The sequence below is a fragment of the Lysinibacillus sp. FSL K6-0057 genome (genome assembly GCF_038630885.1).
GTDB lineage: Bacteria > Bacillota > Bacilli > Bacillales_A > Planococcaceae > Lysinibacillus > Lysinibacillus fusiformis_F.
On the sequence record NZ_CP152047.1, the window covers coordinates 3,963,937 to 3,981,895 of the forward strand.

Here is a 17,959-nt window from a genome sequence, read left to right on the forward strand (position 1 = left end):
CTTTTGTCTAATCGAATAGCAGGATTGTCTCCATGCAAAAGAAAAAGCATGAGTCCATATACCATTGAACTCATGCTACTTAAACGGGCTACCATTTATTTCACAAGATTTTGCTGAATAGCCTCTAAAAACTTAATACGGCTGTATGCAGGGCCGCCTTCCATTAATGGATCTAGTACATTGACAAATACTTGGTCATTTTTAAATGCATTAATATTTTGGATGATTGGATTCTTTTTAAAATCTTCTAAAGCATTTGGCGCATCCGCATTTTCATCTGTTGAAAACTGCACAAATAAATAATCAGGATTCATATCTGCCAGCTGTTCCACAGAAATGGCCTCTTGCGATTTAGCTTTAGCAACTTCATCAGGTACTGCTAAACCAAGCTCTCCATAAAGAACAGCATTTAAAAATACTTCTTTTGGATAAACATATGCTTGTCCTCCACGAATACGAATAGCCGCCACTTTTTGATCTTGTAGTTTCTCAGTTAACGTAGCTTTAGCAGCTTCAATATCAGCCTTATATGTAGACAATATCTTCTCTGCGTCTGCTTGCTTACCAGTTAGTTCAGCTAATAAATTCAAATTAGATTCCCAGTTCGTCGAAATATGTGATACTAAAATGGTAGGAGCAATTTTTTCTAATTTACTTTGTACCTCTTCCGGGAATTTAGATGAACCTAAAATAACATCAGGATCTAATTCTAGTATTTTTTCAAAGTTTGGTTTGATTTTTTCACCAATTGATTCTGCTTTGTCTGTTACGGAAGCATATAGCTCAGGGAACTTGCCACCAACAGCAATAGCTCCTACTGGATGAACATCCAGCACAACCATATCCTCCATCGCTTCCATAGCACCTGTTACAACAATTCTTTCAACCTTTTCTGGCACTTCATAGCTTTCACCAAGATATTCAATCGTTCTCGTGCCATTTTCATTTGTAGTTTCTTCTTTTGTTTGTGTCGCTTCTTCTTTTGGTGCATCAGTGGACGATTCCTCTTCTACTGCCTTCTTCTCTCCACATGCGGCAAGAATGAGCATAAATAATGCTATAAAACTAATAAATAGAAACTTCTTTTTCATTTACATATTCTCCTTTGAATGATTATTGTTATGACAATTAGCTATGTCATCTTGCATATTGAAGTACTGGACATCTTAATAGTTTTATCAGCCCCTTCAATTGATATTGATTCTCATTATCATTTTAGTATGTATTCTTTCAAAAATCCAGTACTATTTCGATATATTATAAATATCCATTTTCATTCGCAACGTAAAAACACAAAAAAGCCCCTAGTCACAAGTTTTGTTGTGACTAGGGGTTGCTAGTAAATTAACCGATAGAACCTTCCATCTCGAACTTAATCAGACGGTTCATTTCTACTGCGTATTCCATTGGTAGTTCTTTTGTAAATGGCTCGATGAAGCCCATTACGATCATTTCTGTCGCCTCTTCTTCAGAAATTCCGCGAGACATTAAATAGAATAATTGTTCTTCAGATACTTTTGAAACTTTTGCTTCGTGCTCTAAAGATACATTATCATTTAAGATTTCGTTGTAAGGAATTGTATCAGAAGTCGATTGGTTATCCATGATCAGCGTATCACATTCAATGTTTGCACGTGCACCACTTGCTTTAGGACCGAAACGAACTTGTCCCATATACGTTACCTTACCACCTTGTTTAGCAATCGATTTAGAAACGATTGTTGAAGATGTGTTTGGTGCCATATGGATCATTTTTGCGCCAGCATGTTGGTGTTGTCCTTTACCTGCTAATGCAATCGATAATGTCATACCACGAGCACCTTCACCTTTTAGGATACATGCTGGGTATTTCATTGTTAATTTAGAACCGATGTTACCATCAATCCATTCCATTGTACCGTTTTCTTCTACAACTGTACGTTTCGTTACAAGATTGTAAACATTGTTCGCCCAGTTTTGAATCGTTGTATAACGGCAATATGCATCTTTACGTACAATGATTTCTACAACCGCTGAGTGTAAAGAGTTTGTTGTATAAACAGGAGCTGTACAACCTTCAACATAGTGTACGTGAGCGCCTTCATCAACAATAATAAGTGTACGTTCGAATTGACCCATATTTTCAGAGTTAATACGGAAGTAAGCTTGTAATGGTGTTTCTACTTTAACGCCTGGTGGTACATAAATAAATGATCCACCTGACCATACAGCTGAGTTTAATGCAGCAAATTTATTGTCCGTGTAAGGAATCACTTTGCCCCAATATTGTTTGAAAATATCTTCGTTTTCACGTAAAGCAGAGTCAGTATCTTTGAACACAATACCAAGATCTTCAAGGTCTTTTTTCATGTTGTGATAAACTACCTCAGACTCATACTGTGCGGATACACCTGCAAGATATTTTTGTTCTGCTTCTGGGATACCTAATTTATCAAAAGTTGCTTTGATTTCATCTGGTACTTCATCCCATGACTTTTGTGTAGCTTCTGATGGTTTTACATAGTACGTAATTTCATCAAAATCTAAATCACCAAGATCGCCACCCCATTGTGGCATCGGTTTTGTATAAAATGTTTCAAGAGCTTTTAAGCGGTACTCCAGCATCCACTCTGGCTCTTTTTTCATATTTGAAATTTCACGGACGATTTCTTCTGTTAAACCACGTTTTGAACGGAAAATTGATACGTCCTTGTCATGGAAACCGTATTTGTAATCGCCGATATCAGGCATTTTTTTAGCCATCTTTTCTCCTCCGTTCGTTGAGATGTATTTTTCGAGGTATTCATCCCTTGCCCTGAGTGAAAACTTAGTAGCTTTCACTCATGCAACAAGGAAGCAAGATTTATTTCACACCTTTTTCCATTGCTTTCCAAGCCAATGTCGCACACTTAATTCGTGCCGGGAATTGTGAAACACCTTGCAGTGCTTCAACATCCTCAAGGTCATATTTATCGCTGTACTCCTCACCCATCATCATTTTAGAAAAAATATCAGAAAGCTCAATAGCTTCCTCTACTTTTTTTCCTTTGATGAGCTGTGTCATCATGGATGCAGAGGACATAGAAATAGAACAGCCTTCACCGTCAAATTTCGCATCCTCTACAACACCGTCAGTCACTTTTAATGTTAAATGAATACGATCGCCACATGTAGGATTGTTCATATCAATCGTTACAGCATCCTCTTCTAAAGAGCCTTTATTACGAGGATTTTTGTAGTGATCCATAATGACTGAACGATATAGTTGATCTAAATTATTAAAAGACATCGCCAAAATACTCCTTCGCAGAACGTAACCCTGCAACTAAACGGTCAATATCCTCCTCTGTATTATACAGATAGAAGCTTGCACGCGCTGTCGCTACTTGCTGAAGACATTTCATTAGTGGCTGTGCACAATGATGTCCTGCACGAACAGCAATACCGTTCATATCAAGCACCGTTGCCACATCATGTGGATGTACATCATCTAAATTAAATGTCACTAATCCACAACGCTTCATCGGGTCACGTGGGCCGAAAATTTTCAAACCGTCAATTGTCTCAAGCTGATCCATTGCGTAGCCTGCAAGCTTATGCTCATGCTCTGCAATGTTATCTAACCCAATATCAGTTAAGAAATCAATAGCGGCTCCTAAACCTATTGCACCTGCAATAATAGGCGTTCCACCTTCAAATTTCCACGGTAATTCCTTCCACGTTGACTCATAAAGCCCAACGAAATCAATCATTTCGCCACCAAACTCAATTGGCTCCATCTTTTCAAGGTGTTCCTTTTTACCATATAGTACACCTATTCCAGTTGGTCCGCACATTTTATGCCCTGAGAAACCTAAGAAATCTACATCCAAATCTTGCACATCAATTTTCATATGCGGCGCAGCTTGTGCACCATCGGCTACCATGACAGCACCATTAGCATGTGCAATTTGAGCAATTTCTTTAATTGGATTTATTGTTCCAAGTACGTTTGATGCCATTGACACCGAAACAATTTTTGTTTTAGGTGTGACAGTCGCACGTACTTTCTCTAAGCTAAGAGTGCCGTCTGTTTCAAGCTCAATGTATTTTAAAGTTGCATTTTTTTCTTTGGCTAATTGTTGCCAAGGAATAATATTGGAGTGATGCTCCATATGAGTAATGACAATTTCATCACCCTCGACAACATTTGCACGTCCATAACTTGATGCAACTGTATTTAAAGCCGTTGTTGTACCACGCGTAAAAATAATTTCCTGTGTTGATTGTGCATTAATAAACTTACGAACCTTTTCACGAGCACCTTCATATTTATCTGTTGCACGGTTTCCTAATGTATGCACCCCACGGTGAACATTGGAATTATCAAATTCATAATAAGCTTTAATGGCTTCAATCACTTGAACAGGTTTCTGTGACGTCGCTGCACTATCAAGATATACAAGTCTATGACCATTTACATCCTGATTTAAAATTGGGAAATAGCTTTTAATGTCTTTATTCATCATTAGCGAACTTTCCTTTCAATAACCTCCGTCAGTTGCTTTTGAACGCCTTCAATTGGTAATTGCGTAACAACTGGCGCAAGGAATCCATGGATAACAAGGCGCTCTGCTTCTGCTTTCGAGATACCACGGCTCATTAAATAGTAAAGCTGTAGAGGATCTACTCGACCAACAGATGCTGCGTGTCCTGCTGTTACATCATCTTCATCAATTAATAAAATTGGGTTTGCATCCCCACGAGCTTTTTCTGACAGCATTAATACACGTGATTCTTGTTGTGCATCTGCTTTTGTTGCACCGTGCTCGATATAGCCAATACCGTTGAAGATTGACTGAGCTGCATCTTTCATTACACCATGCTTTAAGATATGCCCGTTAGAGTTTTTACCCCAGTGACGAACCTCAGTAGTGAAGTTAAGTTTTTGTTCTCCACGACCAACCACAACTGTTTTTGTATCTGCATGAGAACCGTCACCAATTAGATGCGTAATGTTTTCTGAGATTGTGTCTGAATCATTCATTAGACCAAGAGCCCAGTCAACTTTCGCGTCACGTGCTAAACGTGCACGACGATTTACATAAGTCGTAAAGCCTTTTGCAAGGACATCTACTGCACCATATGTCACCTGTGCATTATCTTGAACAACAACTTCCGCAATAATATTCGCTTGTCCTTTTGCCTGTTCAATTGTTGAAACATATGTTTCAACATATGTTACAGCTGAATTGGCTTCTGCTACTACTAAAACGTGGTTATATAATGAAGCTTCTGCATTGTCATTTAGAAAAACAACTTGAAGTGGTTGCTCAATGATTACGTTTTTTGGTACGTATACAAACACACCACCATTAACAAGTGCTTTATGAAGTGCTGTTAACTTATGCTCATCTACTTTAACAGCTTCTGTCATAAAGTATTTTTGAACAAGTTCGCCATGTTCACGAACAGCTGTAAAAATATCAGTAAAAATAACACCTTTATCAGCTAATTCTTGTGATGTCTTAATGTACGCTGGTGTATTATTACGTTGAATATATAGGTTTTCTTGTGCTTCAAGGTCAATTAAACCTTTTGCTTCTTCAGGTAGAGCATCCAATGAAGAGAATGCCTCACTATGAACTGCCAATGCTGGGAAGTTCATGAAATCCCATTTTGTAATATTCGTTCTATCTGGTTTTGGCAAATCTAAACCAGTTACTTTGTCTAGTGCTGCCGCGCGAAGCTCTGTAAACCAAGTTGGTTCACCATTTGCTTCTGAGAACGAGCGCACGTCCTGTACTGTTACAGGCAAGTTAAGTTCCACTGTCATGCTAGTTCGTCCTCCTTCTTATGCTTCTTGTTCTTCTGTTTCTTCTTCGATTCCTAATTCTTTTTTAATCCAGTCATAACCTTCTGCTTCTAAGCGTTGTGCAAGCTCTGCACCACCTGATTTCACAACACGTCCTTGCATCATTACGTGTACATGGTCTGGTGTAATGTAGTTTAATAGGCGTTGATAGTGTGTAATCATTAAGCAGCCAAAGCCTTCACCGCGCATTGCATTGATGCCTTTTGATACAACTTTCAATGCATCGATATCAAGACCAGAGTCAATTTCATCTAAGATCGCAATTGTTGGTTTGATCATCATTAATTGAAGAATCTCATTACGTTTTTTCTCACCACCAGAGAAACCTTCATTTAAATAACGTTGAGCCATATCTTCATTCATTTCAAGGAATTCCATGTTTTTATCTAATTCGCGGATAAATTTCATTAATGAAATTTCATCGCCTTCTTCACGACGCGCATTAATTGCTGAACGTAAGAAATCAGCATTTGTTACACCAGCAATTTCAGATGGATATTGCATTGCTAGGAATAAACCAGCTTGAGCACGCTCGTCCACTTCCATTTCAAGCACATCTTCGCCATCAAGCTCAACAGTTCCTGAAGTTACTTCATACTTAGGATGACCCATAATAGCAGAAGCTAGTGTTGATTTACCAGTTCCGTTTGGTCCCATGATTGCGTGAATTTCGTTTGTATTAATTGTAAGATTTACGCCTTTTAAAATCTCTTTTCCGTCGATAGCAACGTGAAGATCTTTAATAACTAAAGTTGACATGAAAATACCTCCATAGTGTTCAGTGAATGGGTCAACCATTCCTTAATTATCATCATTCTAATCTTAACTGAAAATCGTTCTCTATGCAAACCATTTCAATTACTTTCCCATTCCTCAAATAAAATCTTGAAAAATAAAGACTTTGTAAGCATTTTCAGATTATTACTACTTCACCTAAACAATGAGAATAGACTTTCTTCATTTTCAATGAAATATCTCTAATTGAGAATCGATTTCATCTAGCTACATAGTGAAAACCTCATGAAAAGTGCTAATTGTAGCGGTTTTGTGACAAATTAGCATAAACAACCATATCTATACTATAACCTATTTCATTAAAATGGAATCAATTAAAGCCCATATTGTAAGAAAGAAATTTTGCTATAAAGAAATGAACCATATCTTGAAAGGAAAGCGTGGATAAATTAAAAGGTAGAAACGTTGATGGTATCCAACATTTCTACCTTTTCTCAATCAGCCTAGATGATATGCCCATAAATATCCTTTTGATTCCAGTAAAAAAGCATCCGCATCTGAAGTGGAAGTAACAATAATTGCATCATTCGTCTTCAGCTCATAGCCATCATTTACACGTTCTATCTGAATGGGTAAACCTAGCTCGATAAAAAGCTGACGCAGACGGTAGATTGTACTATAAAGATTGGCTAACGCCTTTTTCTCTTCTAAATTGGGCCAAATATCATCTAAAATACGATATTTTGATACTACAATTCCTTCATTGACTAATAGATAATAAAAAAGTTCCTCTGTGACCTTTGTTCGCCATTTAATAGCTTTGTCATTTAACCTTGCTCCAACTTCACCTTTCAATCTAACTTCCAACTTCGTAGCATTTTGCTTCGTTTGACGTCCATAATATTTCGTCAGTCTTTCATTTAATTGCAGTACAATACTCGGAGTCATTGGCTTTAATACATAATCTAATGCTTGCACTCGAAAAGCATCAACAGCGTATTTTGCATATGCTGTTGAAAAAATAATTGGAACATCTATGCCTTCTTCTACTAAATGAGCCGCAAGCTCTAATCCATTCATCTTAGGCATTTCAATATCTAAAATAATCGCATCATATTCACCTTTAATGGTCAAAATTTGAGTTGTCGCTTCTATAGGAGATGTAAAGGAAGCAATAACCTTAAAAATCCCCTCTTTTTCAAGTAATAGTTTGTGCAAATCTAAAATCGGCTGTTCATCCTCTACCATAATAATTCTCCACATATGGAAGCTCCTTTAAAGGTTGTATAAATACCATTGTTGTCCCTTCATCTTTCTTAGAAGTAATCGAAAGAGTAGCATGCGGTATTTCTTTTACTCGACGTAAAACATTCATAAGGCCGATGCCATTTGAAAATATAGTTTCACCATCGTTTAAAGCTTTTACCTGTTCCTCAGTCATACCAACGCCATCATCCATCACTCGAATGCTAAGATGATTTTGCTGCCTTTTTATTTCAATAGTGACTGTTCCATTTCCATCCTTTTCAAAAATCCCGTGACGAATGGCATTTTCTACTAACGGCTGAATCAGTAGACTTGGAATTTCTACCGTTGATGCATCTAATGTCTCTTCTATTGTTAATATAACAGTTAGCTTATTGCCAAAGCGAGCTTGTTCGATCTCTACATAAGCACGTATGATTTCAAGCTCTTTCTCTAATGTTGCGCGTTGTTCATCCTTACCTGATTCTAATATAGAACGTAGATAGGTAGATAGCATCGTTAATAAATGTCCTGCACGCTCACCGTCTGTATAACAAAACGAAATAATACTGCTGAGTGCATTGTATAAAAAATGTGGATTAATTTGTGCCTGTAGAAAAGCCATTTCGTGTTGTATCGCTTTGCCCATAGCCTCTTTAGTTAATGCAATGGCAGATAAACGTGTAATTAACATTTCTTTTGTAGCTGGTTTACGGATATAATCATTTGCTCCTGATTCTAAGACAAGTGAAATATTGGTTGGATATTCATTGGATACTAACATAATAATCGGTAAATCTATATAACTAAAATACTGTCTTATATGTTTCGTTAGAGCAATACCTCCCATTCCAGGCATCACTTCATCTATCAATAAAAAATCAGGTTTTTTTTGCTGAATAATAGTAAGTGCTTCTTCTGGGCAATGCACAACCTCTATAAAATATTGACTTTGTAGAAGAGTTTGTAACACTTCTGCATGTATGACATCATCCTCAACTATGAGTAACTTCGGCAAGTTTTCATTGAACGGTGTCTGTTTGTTCCATATGACATTCATTTCATTATCTTTTAGCACTTCCTCATAACCCCCAAATGGCAAAGTGATGTTGAAACGAATGCCATTTTGTAATAAATCTATTGAATATGTGCCTTTCATCTGTTCAATGATGGCTTTCCCAATGGACTGGCCCGTTTCATCTGCTGCAATTTGCTTTATAGGCTCTGCCCCAGTTCCTTCAACCGAAATTCTGACGTCTGTATTAAGATGTAAAACCGTTAAAATGACATCCCCATTCACAGCATGAGAAATAGCTGTTTCAAGCACCCTGTATAAGATTTGTCCTACTCGCTGCTCATCAGCTTGTACTAATAATTTTGGATTAATGTGCTTGTATACACAAATATTTTTGTTCTTTATTTTTTTTTCGTGCATGGTCAATACATGCAGCATAATCATTTGAATATTGACTGGATGGACAGTTATTTGTAAATCTTGGAATCTTATCTGGGTAAAATCCTTCAAGTCATTTACTAAATATAATAAACGTTCTAGTTGTTGTTCTAGTAATTGTTGCTCACCTGTCATAGATTGATTTGACAAGGATTTTGTGATATTTAATGCATGATAAAGAGGTTGTTCTAATTCATTTGTTGTTACCTCTAAAAACGATTCCTTACCAATTGTTGCCTTTTCCAGACGTTGGCTATATAATTCAGCGTCTCTTGTTCGATTAATTAGTCGCATAGCCAAGAAAACATTCATATTTACTACAAAAAATAGCAGGCCAATGCGATTAAAAACATTTCGTCCTGAGAAAAAAAGCTGATCAAATGTTCCACTTACGCTAAAAATAAATAGAGATATTATCGTTGCACTTAATATGGCTAGTTCATTTTTTGGTACATGAGCACTTTTCGTCATCATCAAATACAATAATCGTCCAATTATTAATAATGCTAAAAAATTTATATAGGTGAAAAATAGATATTGGAGATTTGATAAGGATCTGGCTGGTAAAAGGAGCGTTCCAACTCCATATAATATAAGAGGTGACACAAATAACATAGCTGTCCTACGCTTCATCATGGCTGTTACAGTATAGACGAAGAACAGGAATAACATCACTGCATTCAAATACGTTATAAAATCTTGCAAACGAAAATACCACTCAAATGCTATAGAAGGAAACTCCCTATAAAGAGTTCGTTCACCCCTTGTACATACTAGAATTGCTAATGTAAAAAAATAGATTGCACTATAAAAAAACGCTTTATCTCTTATTCTTAATAAATACAAACTAAAATGAAAGATTGAAAATATCAATAACATGATGATGGTTGTTTTTTCTAAGTACACATCTTGAATTACATCTTTTGCAAGAGTATCCGCTTCACCAATATCTATAGGAAATATAATGCCATGCCTAGCATTATAAAAATCTGCCACTTGTATTGTTATAGTTAATGATTCCGAAGAAGGTGAAAAATACACTTCATAAACAGGATTACTTGGTACTGATGCTTCTCGAGCAGTAGTAAGTGTACCATAGGATGCAGCGATCTCATTATTAATAAAAAGTTGATGAGATGACCAAATATTTCGTACCCGAATACCTATTTTTTTGAAATGAGGTGGTAGCTTAATTTTAAGTTGATAAGTACCGTACTCTGCATCATCCTGCCATGGTCCGGGAACCTTTTCAATCGGAGCGTGATCAGGAAAATTAGCAGGTTCAAGAAATTTATTGCCTATAAACCGCCATTCTCCAGACAATGCTACAATCTCTTCCTCTTTTGTTATTTCTGATAAATCTAATAAACCATCCGTCGCCTGTAATTTAGTATGACTTGTATCTTGATCGTTAAAAATTAAGTATGCTAACATGGCAATTGCTACTAAAATAAATAACCAGCTTAATCCTTTTCTTATCATGAAACCCACCTCATCCCTATCGTACAAAAATAAACTCTCAAATATCTAACAGCTTATAATTTTTATTTTGACATTAACAGTCATTTTTCATCCTCAATAATATATAATTAAGGTATAATCAATCTTATTTTTAGATTAATAGAGGTGAATTGTTAGTGGAGTTACGTCAATTACGCTATTTTGTAGAGGTTGCTGAACGTGAGCATATTTCAGAGGCTGCTGAGCATCTTCATGTAGCCCAATCTGCCATTAGTCGGCAAATCGCAAATCTTGAAGATGAGTTAGGCACCCCGTTATTTGAGCGAGTGGGACGAAATGTTAAATTAACCCCAATAGGGAAGACATTTCTTGAGCATACCATTACGGCATTAAAGGCCATTGATTTTGCAGCAAAGCAAGTGGAAGAATATCTTAATCCTGCGAAAGGCTCTATTAAAATCGGCTTTCCAACAAGTTTAGCTAGCTATGTTCTACCAACCGTTATTTCAGCCTTTAAACGCGAATACCCTGATTTACAATTTCAACTACGTCAAGGATCTTATCGATTTTTGATTGATGCAGTCAAAAATCGGGAGTTGAACCTAGCCTTTTTAGGACCCCTCCCCCCAAAGGACGAATCCATTCAATCAACAATTCTGTTTACTGAAAATATTGCTGCACTCCTACCAGCCAATCATCCATTAGCTAAAAGGGAAAGTATACAGCTTGCAGAGTTGCGAAATGATCTCTTTGTGTTATTTCCAGATGGCTATATTTTGCATAAGGTAGCGATGGATGCTTGTCGAGCTGCAGGCTTTTTACCAAATGTCATTTCAGAGGGGGAAGATTTGGATGCATTGAAGGGCTTAGTTGCTGCTGGCATAGGTGTTAGTCTATTACCAGAAAGCTCTCTTTATGATTCAGCGGCTCGCTTTACCATAAAGGTTCCTATTGAATCACCTACAATCCCTAGAACTGTTGGTATTATTTCACCTGTAAATCGAGAAATTGCCCCTTCAGAAATCATTTTCTTAGACTTTGTGAAAAACTTCTTTTCTCGTCTTTCTCAATTCCAATAAAAAATCGCCTTTTGGGCGATTTTTTTGACTTCACATTATTTAGTTGAATGCTCACCAATCCATTGTAATGTTTTTGCGCCTAAGCCTCCTGCACGCCATAACACCACGTCATGATAGTTTCTCCTCTGTACATAGTTCACCCATTTTTCAAGCGTTACTTGATCAGCATACCAAACTTCATGGCTAATTCGGCTGTCATCTATATACGTAAAATACACGGCTCCACTTGTCTTATCACGTTTCTTTTCTGCTTGCGTTTCAGCTAATATTTGCTCAGCCTCCAGCTCCGTTAAAGCAACTGTTTTACCTTCTGCTCCCCAATCGAAACCGCCCGTAGCAAATGCAATGGCTAAATCTTGATTTGACTTTTTGATCTTTTTCACTAAATCATTAAGAAAAGTAAAAGTGGCTTTCGCACCTGGCCCACTATGATAGCCATGAACATTATAGGCCATTACAGTATAGCTCGGTCCATTTGGTAATTTTACATCAAATGGAAAACTCGGCTCAAGCACAACATGCAATGTCATATCCTTTTTAGAAAGCGCTTGGTACAGCTCTTTTAAAAAGAGGATATATTTTTTTAGGTCTTCTTGCGCTACCTTTTCATAATCAATCTCAATACCAGCCAATTGGTACTGTTCTGCTACCTCTATAATATGGCTGATATGCTTTTTTCTAGCAGCAGAATCATATACCAATCTGTGCAAAAGCTTACTATCCTTTTGAACAGATGGAGCGTTATCTGTTACATAATCATTAATAAGCGTTAGGATCACATGATGTGAATTGGTAAATTGCTGCTGTGTTTGTTGCAGCATATCAATTGCATTTTCTGTTAGAAGCAATTCGTCTTTACTATTAAAATAAGCACCGAAAACTCTTATATCTTGTAACCCTTGCTGAGAATTTTTCACATCCTCCATAGCCAATTTATTTTGCCATTCGGGTAACCAGATAGACAATCGGAGCTTCTCCTTATTCTTTGTATCAACTTTTGCTACAGCTGCTGGCTCCTTACTAGGACTACAAGCCGTAATAAATAGGAGCGCTATACAGATAAACAATACAAAATTCTTCACTTGAATTAAATTTCACCTCAGTTTAGAAGGTTTCAATAAAGAAATCCACCACATCATTTAACATAACCATGGCTTTATTCCTTACCTTCTCAAAATTCGTATATTGGTTTGTATAAATGATTTGCTTTTTACTATCTGTAATCAAAATATCCTCTATGAATGTGTCGTAAATATCATCGGCATACTGTTCATGTGAAGTATCCTTTTTACTGTACAGCGCACCAAATCCAATCTGTGCCCCTTGTAATGCTGGATTTATTTGAACGGTTTCGGATAATAAATTATCTACATTTATTTCTATTTTATCCTGATGGACGGTAATGTTAAATACTCTCTTTTTCGTTAAGTTTCTTGGGCATTCTTTGTCATTAATACGAGAACCTTTTTGAGTATCATGATAGGTGTAAACGGTCGCCTTGTTAAAGGCATATTCCTCTTCATTCCATTTTACTTCATTTAACTGAAATCGTTCCTTCTCAACAATCCCTGCCTCTGGTAATTTTTCACTTACCACAATCTCATTATCTACTAATGCAATTCTCAAATAGCTGTTTGTTGTTGCATCATAATTGGTATAGAAAGCTTGCTGACCTACAACATTTCCTTTGAATGTAAAATTTGCTTGAAAGCTTTCGGTTAATGCATCCTTTAAGAGAATTCTACCTTCACTAGATGGGGGTGAGGTTAACGTAATTTCATTATTTTCAAATTCTGCCGCCCCATTTACCACATGCCAATTTTGTGCTATTTGAGGATCTCCTATCTTAAATTCAATGTTTTGTTTACTAGTTTGAAAAATTTTCATCATGACATGATTGGTTGACCAATACGGCGAAACTTGTAAACGATTTAAGTTATAAAGATCTGCCTCTCGATCATTATAGGCACCCAATTCTAAATTAAAATGCAGACGAAACTTGTCTTTAATTTCCTTATCATTGATTTTCTGTACTAATGGGTCCATATTGTTATAAAGGGAGTTAGCATGCATAATCGCATAGGCTTTTGGCACTTCACCAAACTCCTGTTGATAGATATCCTCCATCAGCGTATAATCCTTCTTAATGCGTTCTTCCATCTCTTGCCGTGTTTCACTTGGAATCATATATGGATTGCGAATAAAGTCCATTAAATAGTGGTTGTAGTATTCTATCGTTGTTTTATTGGGTACATCATTTTCATCGATAACACCAAGTGATTGTCCTATATCATTAAAAACATTAATATAGGTTAGCCTATAGCCATTAGATCCTAATTCCCAATACCCACTTCGTTTCATCAGCTTTAAATCTTTAGGCTTTAAGAATTTACTATCCCTCGTAGCCATTTTATTAGCGTACGTAAACATCGTCGCCTTATAATTTAATTTTTCCATAATATTTTGAGCAAAAATACTAGAATCTGTGCGACCATCCTCAAAGGATAAATACAATGCTTTTTTAGGTAATGGTTTGTCGTTTTGATAAAAATCTAAAATATCCTTTTGTGTAATCGTTTGATAGCCTTGTTTTTTCAGCAATGTTAATTGTTCTTCCAAATTCTTTTTAGACACATATTTGGGAGAATCATTTCTACTCAGCCCAAAATAAGAAAGGGCAATAAATCCCTCTTTATTGTTTAATGGTACCGCTTCAGCCGTTCGCCTCTCTGTCAAAAATATAGCTTTTATTAAAATCACAGCTAATAAGAACACAATGATTAATTGTACGATCGAACGAATGATTTTCCGACGATTTTTTTTAGCTGGCTGGAGTTCTATACTTTTTCCTTTCATTCCTTCTCACCCATTTTTCTATTTTTCAACATCGAAAACCGGGATTTTCGTACTTTCTGCTTTTCCATTTTCTTTTCTTTCGCTAGAACGTCTTGAGGGGTTTCTCTTGTTCCCCATGTAGATTTCCAAAAAGTTACCCAGGCTGCTGGCATCTGCCAAAGCAAAATAAATTCATAATAGAGAACAAAAATAAAACCAAACCCCCATAGTGTGCTCTTTCTAAAGAATAAATGTGCCAAACTCATTAACATTGCCATTAATAGTAAGCCTAGTAAAAATGTTGTTGGAAAAATGCCATATACCAGTGGTACATAAATTAAGTTATACACAACAATAATCGGGGCAGCGATTGGCACAATTAAACCAATGATAAAGAAAAGAAACATAAAAGGTTCTTTTTTCCACATAAATATAAATGCGCGTAATGATTCTCTTAACCAAGAACGTTTCCATCTCATTTGTTGTGCTAAAAAAACTTTCGTATCAGAGGGCACAATCGTAGAACAAATGGCATTATCCTGATAGCCTGTTCGATGTGTTTTCAAAATATAGTTGGTCATGCTGCGGTCATCCCCAAATGTGGCTGGCTGACCGAGAAACTTTTGATTGAGCCAGGCTGTTTCATTTTTTAAAATAAGCTCTTTCCGATAACATGCTAATGGCCCCGATAAACAAGTAACCGTATCAAACCATGATTCGGCTGCTTTCATAATACGAAAGGCAATATAATAACGGACGGTTTGTAATTTTGTAAGAGAATTGGTAAATTTATTTTCAACCTCCGTTCGACCAGCCACACCGCCCATTTTGGGATCTTGAAAAGGCTGAACTAAATTGCGAATGGCATGTGGCTCTAAAAAACTATCTGAATCCACAAACACAACCAATTCATGCTTGGCTTGATGAACCCCAGCAACTAAGGCTTCTCGCTTTCCTCCGTTCTGTGGTAGCTTATAAAACTTTAAGCGATCATTTGTCCTAAAACGTTCACCCTCACCATGTATAAGATTAATCATATCCTTTGCCTTTTCTTCTGTGCGATCTGTTGAACAATCATCCACGACGATTACTTCTAACTTATCCACTGGATAATATTGATTAATACAACTAGATACCGTGCGATGAATCCATTCCTCTTCGTTAAACACAGGAATTATAATGGATACACCTGGTTCAAACTTCGGATTGATTGGTATATTTTTGTAGAGCATACCAAATACATATCTGCTTAACAGAAACGTTGCGGCAATAATACTATAAAGATATAAAAATTTATTAAACCTGAAATAAATCAAACTTTCGGCTCTCATTAATATGACACATAGTGACACAATCAAGAAAAATAAGCTGGCTACAAAAATAGAAACGCCCCACCGATTTTTTATCATATACTCATTTAAAGGATGCAAAAATTCACATGCAACATAATAGCGGGTTTGTTCATCTACTTCTTTAGTAAAGCAACGTATAACCCTAGCCTTTAACTTGACTTTGGACTCATAGCCCTCTGGCATTGCCCCACCTGGTATTGTGAATCCCATAGTTAGTATTTCATCGATCAATAAATGCTGGGGCTGATGGGAGTAAACAAGGATACCCGTTACCGAAATATCCTCCGCATAATATTTATTAGAACTCACTGGACGTCTAGGTCTTTTAAGCTGAACCTCAAAATTTGTTTCGTAGCGTAAACTCATTCGTTGGAGACGATAAACTTCGTTCACATCTGTAGGATCAATCTCCTCTTTCTGGTAGGATGCACCACGTCGATCCACTAGGTTTCGTACATTTTCAGGATCGGGAATATTTGATAGAATTCGGCGGTCAGAGCGTGGTGTCATTAAAATCTCTTTTTTCATCACTCATTCACATCCCTATTTATATCTTCCTCAATCCAAGTCGACATTTTACTAAAGCTATAGCCATCTTGTTGTAGTTTTTCAATAATTAGAGGTAATGCTTCTACCGTATTTGTCCCATCTAAAATATGCATGACAATGACTTTCCCTGGTGCAGCCCTTTCGATCACTCGTTCATAAATGTCCTGCGCCTTGTAATCTAAATTCCAATCAAAAGAAGCAATATCGTACATGGCAATGGTTTTAATTCCAGCGGCAGTAATAATTTTGGCCGTTCGCTCATCCATTATGCCTTGTGCTGGTCTGAAATATAAAAGTGGTGGCTCTTGTAATGCATAGGTCAGAGCCCTGTGAGCCTTCACTAAATCATCCTGCAATTCTTCAGGTGTCATCTTCGTCACATCTAAATGGTAATAGGAGTGACTTGCTACCTCGTGACCTTCCTCTACAATCATTTTTGCTAATTGTGGATTCTTCTCGACTCCGCTACCAATTAAGAAAAATGTACTTTTGATATTATATTTCCGTAAAACGTCCAGTACTTCTTTTACGCGCTTTTCATGTGCCCAATCATCAAAAGTAATAGCTATTTCCTTTTTGGAAGTCTCTTTTCGATAATATATATTGGGCTTGGCATGCTCATAATTTAAATTGGGGCTAACAGCGTCATACCCTTTTATTTCTTCTACTGACTTTGTTAAATAACGTTCATCTAACACATCGCTTAACGTAGTAATCGTGTACTCATGTTCTTTAGCTAATTGCGCTAGTAAGGGGATGGTATCAATAATGGCAGGATTAATGTATGTGTTGAGATGAATGATAGAGCCCCTATCAATATATTGGCTGATATAGTCAATTAGTTCTTGAGCACTTTGCATTTTTCTATCAAGTGGATTAATAGATAATCCAATAACTGCCTTCATGTTTAGTGTGGCTGCTACTAAACGCATGTTTTCGGTAACATCACCTGAGCGACTTCGAACATATTTCGGAGTATAGCCTAAATGCTCTTCAAAAATTTGATTGGTTAAAAAAATTTCTTCATACGTCTGGTCATAATCTAAAGTTGCTACATTTGGAAACGTCAATGTACCGTTTTGTACCTCATGACCTCTCTTTAAGATATCTCTCACAAGCTCTGGCTCCTGAGCAACACGCATTCCCTCCAAGAAAAAAGTCGCTTTCATATTCGATTCATCTAATTTTGTTAGTAATTGCTCCATTGTTTCGTTATCTGCGAAGCCATTAAATGTTAAGGCAACTTTCGACACGACAATGTTGGCATGACTAATTAAATCACTCATTGTACCATTAGATTTTTTGATTTTAATAGAAGAATCTACTGGATGAATCGTTTCTTTAGTAGCGGGGTGACATCCCGTTAGAAGTAATAACATAAGCAGACTACAGATTTTAAGTAGTTTCATTTCCAATG

At 36.7% G+C, this 17,959-nt stretch carries 13 protein-coding genes; 1 reads left to right on the plus strand and 12 read right to left on the minus strand.

Going from position 1 to position 17,959, the window contains the following annotated elements; all coding sequences use genetic code 11:
- Nucleotides 1–95: 95 nt before the first annotated feature.
- The 8 genes from MHB40_RS19780 to MHB40_RS19815 all read right to left on the minus strand — a co-directional run bounded on the left by MHB40_RS19780 (nucleotide 96) and on the right by MHB40_RS19815 (nucleotide 10,748).
- Nucleotides 96–1,091, minus strand: a complete 996-nt coding sequence (locus MHB40_RS19780) for an ABC transporter substrate-binding protein (protein ID WP_342441421.1) — start codon at nucleotides 1,089–1,091, stop codon at nucleotides 96–98.
- A gap of 253 nt (nucleotides 1,092–1,344) precedes the next feature.
- Entirely contained in the window at nucleotides 1,345–2,742 is a 1,398-nt protein-coding gene (gene sufB / locus MHB40_RS19785; protein ID WP_205445275.1) for a Fe-S cluster assembly protein SufB, read from the minus strand.
- Nucleotides 2,743–2,842: 100 nt separating this feature from the next.
- Nucleotides 2,843–3,268, minus strand: coding sequence for a Fe-S cluster assembly sulfur transfer protein SufU (gene sufU / locus MHB40_RS19790; protein ID WP_036078619.1), 426 nt, complete (start codon nucleotides 3,266–3,268; stop codon nucleotides 2,843–2,845).
- Nucleotides 3,258–4,487, minus strand: a complete 1,230-nt coding sequence (locus tag MHB40_RS19795; protein WP_342533239.1) for a cysteine desulfurase — start codon at nucleotides 4,485–4,487, stop codon at nucleotides 3,258–3,260. Before MHB40_RS19795 ends, sufU begins: the two co-directional genes overlap by 11 nt.
- Entirely contained in the window at nucleotides 4,487–5,794 is a 1,308-nt protein-coding gene (gene sufD / locus MHB40_RS19800) for a Fe-S cluster assembly protein SufD (RefSeq protein ID WP_342533240.1), read from the minus strand. Before sufD ends, MHB40_RS19795 begins: the two co-directional genes overlap by 1 nt.
- 18 nt (nucleotides 5,795–5,812) lie before the next feature.
- On the minus strand, nucleotides 5,813–6,598 hold the full coding sequence (sufC, locus tag MHB40_RS19805) for a Fe-S cluster assembly ATPase SufC (protein ID WP_085986379.1): 786 nt from the start codon (nucleotides 6,596–6,598) through the stop codon (nucleotides 5,813–5,815).
- A gap of 468 nt (nucleotides 6,599–7,066) precedes the next feature.
- Nucleotides 7,067–7,831, minus strand: a complete 765-nt coding sequence (locus MHB40_RS19810; RefSeq protein WP_342441424.1) for a response regulator — start codon at nucleotides 7,829–7,831, stop codon at nucleotides 7,067–7,069.
- Nucleotides 7,803–10,748, minus strand: coding sequence for a histidine kinase (locus tag MHB40_RS19815; RefSeq protein ID WP_342533241.1), 2,946 nt, complete (start codon nucleotides 10,746–10,748; stop codon nucleotides 7,803–7,805). Before MHB40_RS19815 ends, MHB40_RS19810 begins: the two co-directional genes overlap by 29 nt.
- 155 nt (nucleotides 10,749–10,903) lie before the next feature.
- Between MHB40_RS19815 and MHB40_RS19820 the strand changes: the two genes are divergently transcribed.
- Nucleotides 10,904–11,806: a LysR family transcriptional regulator gene (locus tag MHB40_RS19820; RefSeq protein WP_205445285.1), complete on the plus strand. Its 903-nt coding sequence runs from the start codon at nucleotides 10,904–10,906 to the stop codon at nucleotides 11,804–11,806.
- Nucleotides 11,807–11,841: 35 nt separating this feature from the next.
- On the opposite strand, the gene MHB40_RS19825 is transcribed toward MHB40_RS19820, so the two are convergent.
- The 4 genes from MHB40_RS19825 to MHB40_RS19840 all read right to left on the minus strand — a co-directional run bounded on the left by MHB40_RS19825 (nucleotide 11,842) and on the right by MHB40_RS19840 (nucleotide 17,951).
- The gene (locus tag MHB40_RS19825) at nucleotides 11,842–12,771 is read right to left on the minus strand and encodes a glycosyl hydrolase family 18 protein (RefSeq protein ID WP_342533242.1); all 930 of its coding nucleotides are present in this window, start codon (nucleotides 12,769–12,771) and stop codon (nucleotides 11,842–11,844) included.
- A gap of 139 nt (nucleotides 12,772–12,910) precedes the next feature.
- Nucleotides 12,911–14,662 (minus strand): polysaccharide deacetylase family protein, encoded by a 1,752-nt coding sequence (locus MHB40_RS19830; protein ID WP_342533243.1) that lies wholly within the window; start codon nucleotides 14,660–14,662, stop codon nucleotides 12,911–12,913.
- Nucleotides 14,659–16,521: a glycosyltransferase gene (locus MHB40_RS19835; RefSeq protein WP_205447088.1), complete on the minus strand. Its 1,863-nt coding sequence runs from the start codon at nucleotides 16,519–16,521 to the stop codon at nucleotides 14,659–14,661. The genes MHB40_RS19830 and MHB40_RS19835 overlap by 4 nt, the downstream gene beginning before the upstream one ends.
- A complete protein-coding gene (locus tag MHB40_RS19840) occupies nucleotides 16,521–17,951 on the minus strand; it encodes a polysaccharide deacetylase family protein (RefSeq protein ID WP_342533244.1) in 1,431 nt (476 codons plus the stop codon). Before MHB40_RS19840 ends, MHB40_RS19835 begins: the two co-directional genes overlap by 1 nt.
- Nucleotides 17,952–17,959 lie beyond the last annotated feature (8 nt).

Bases quoted from the DNA above. Each gene is read 5' to 3' on its own strand.
- MHB40_RS19780 (WP_342441421.1), bottom strand. From the start codon at position 1,091: ATGAAAAAGAAGTTTCTATTTATTAGTTTTATAGCATTATTTATGCTC.
- sufB (WP_205445275.1), bottom strand. From the start codon at position 2,742: ATGGCTAAAAAAATGCCTGATATCGGCGATTACAAATACGGTTTCCAT.
- sufU (WP_036078619.1), bottom strand. From the start codon at position 3,268: ATGTCTTTTAATAATTTAGATCAACTATATCGTTCAGTCATTATGGAT.
- MHB40_RS19795 (WP_342533239.1), bottom strand. From the start codon at position 4,487: ATGATGAATAAAGACATTAAAAGCTATTTCCCAATTTTAAATCAGGAT.
- sufD (WP_342533240.1), bottom strand. From the start codon at position 5,794: ATGACAGTGGAACTTAACTTGCCTGTAACAGTACAGGACGTGCGCTCG.
- MHB40_RS19810 (WP_342441424.1), bottom strand. From the start codon at position 7,831: ATGTGGAGAATTATTATGGTAGAGGATGAACAGCCGATTTTAGATTTG.
- MHB40_RS19815 (WP_342533241.1), bottom strand. From the start codon at position 10,748: ATGATAAGAAAAGGATTAAGCTGGTTATTTATTTTAGTAGCAATTGCC.
- MHB40_RS19830 (WP_342533243.1), bottom strand. From the start codon at position 14,662: ATGAAAGGAAAAAGTATAGAACTCCAGCCAGCTAAAAAAAATCGTCGG.
- MHB40_RS19835 (WP_205447088.1), bottom strand. From the start codon at position 16,521: ATGAAAAAAGAGATTTTAATGACACCACGCTCTGACCGCCGAATTCTA.
- MHB40_RS19840 (WP_342533244.1), bottom strand. From the start codon at position 17,951: ATGAAACTACTTAAAATCTGTAGTCTGCTTATGTTATTACTTCTAACG.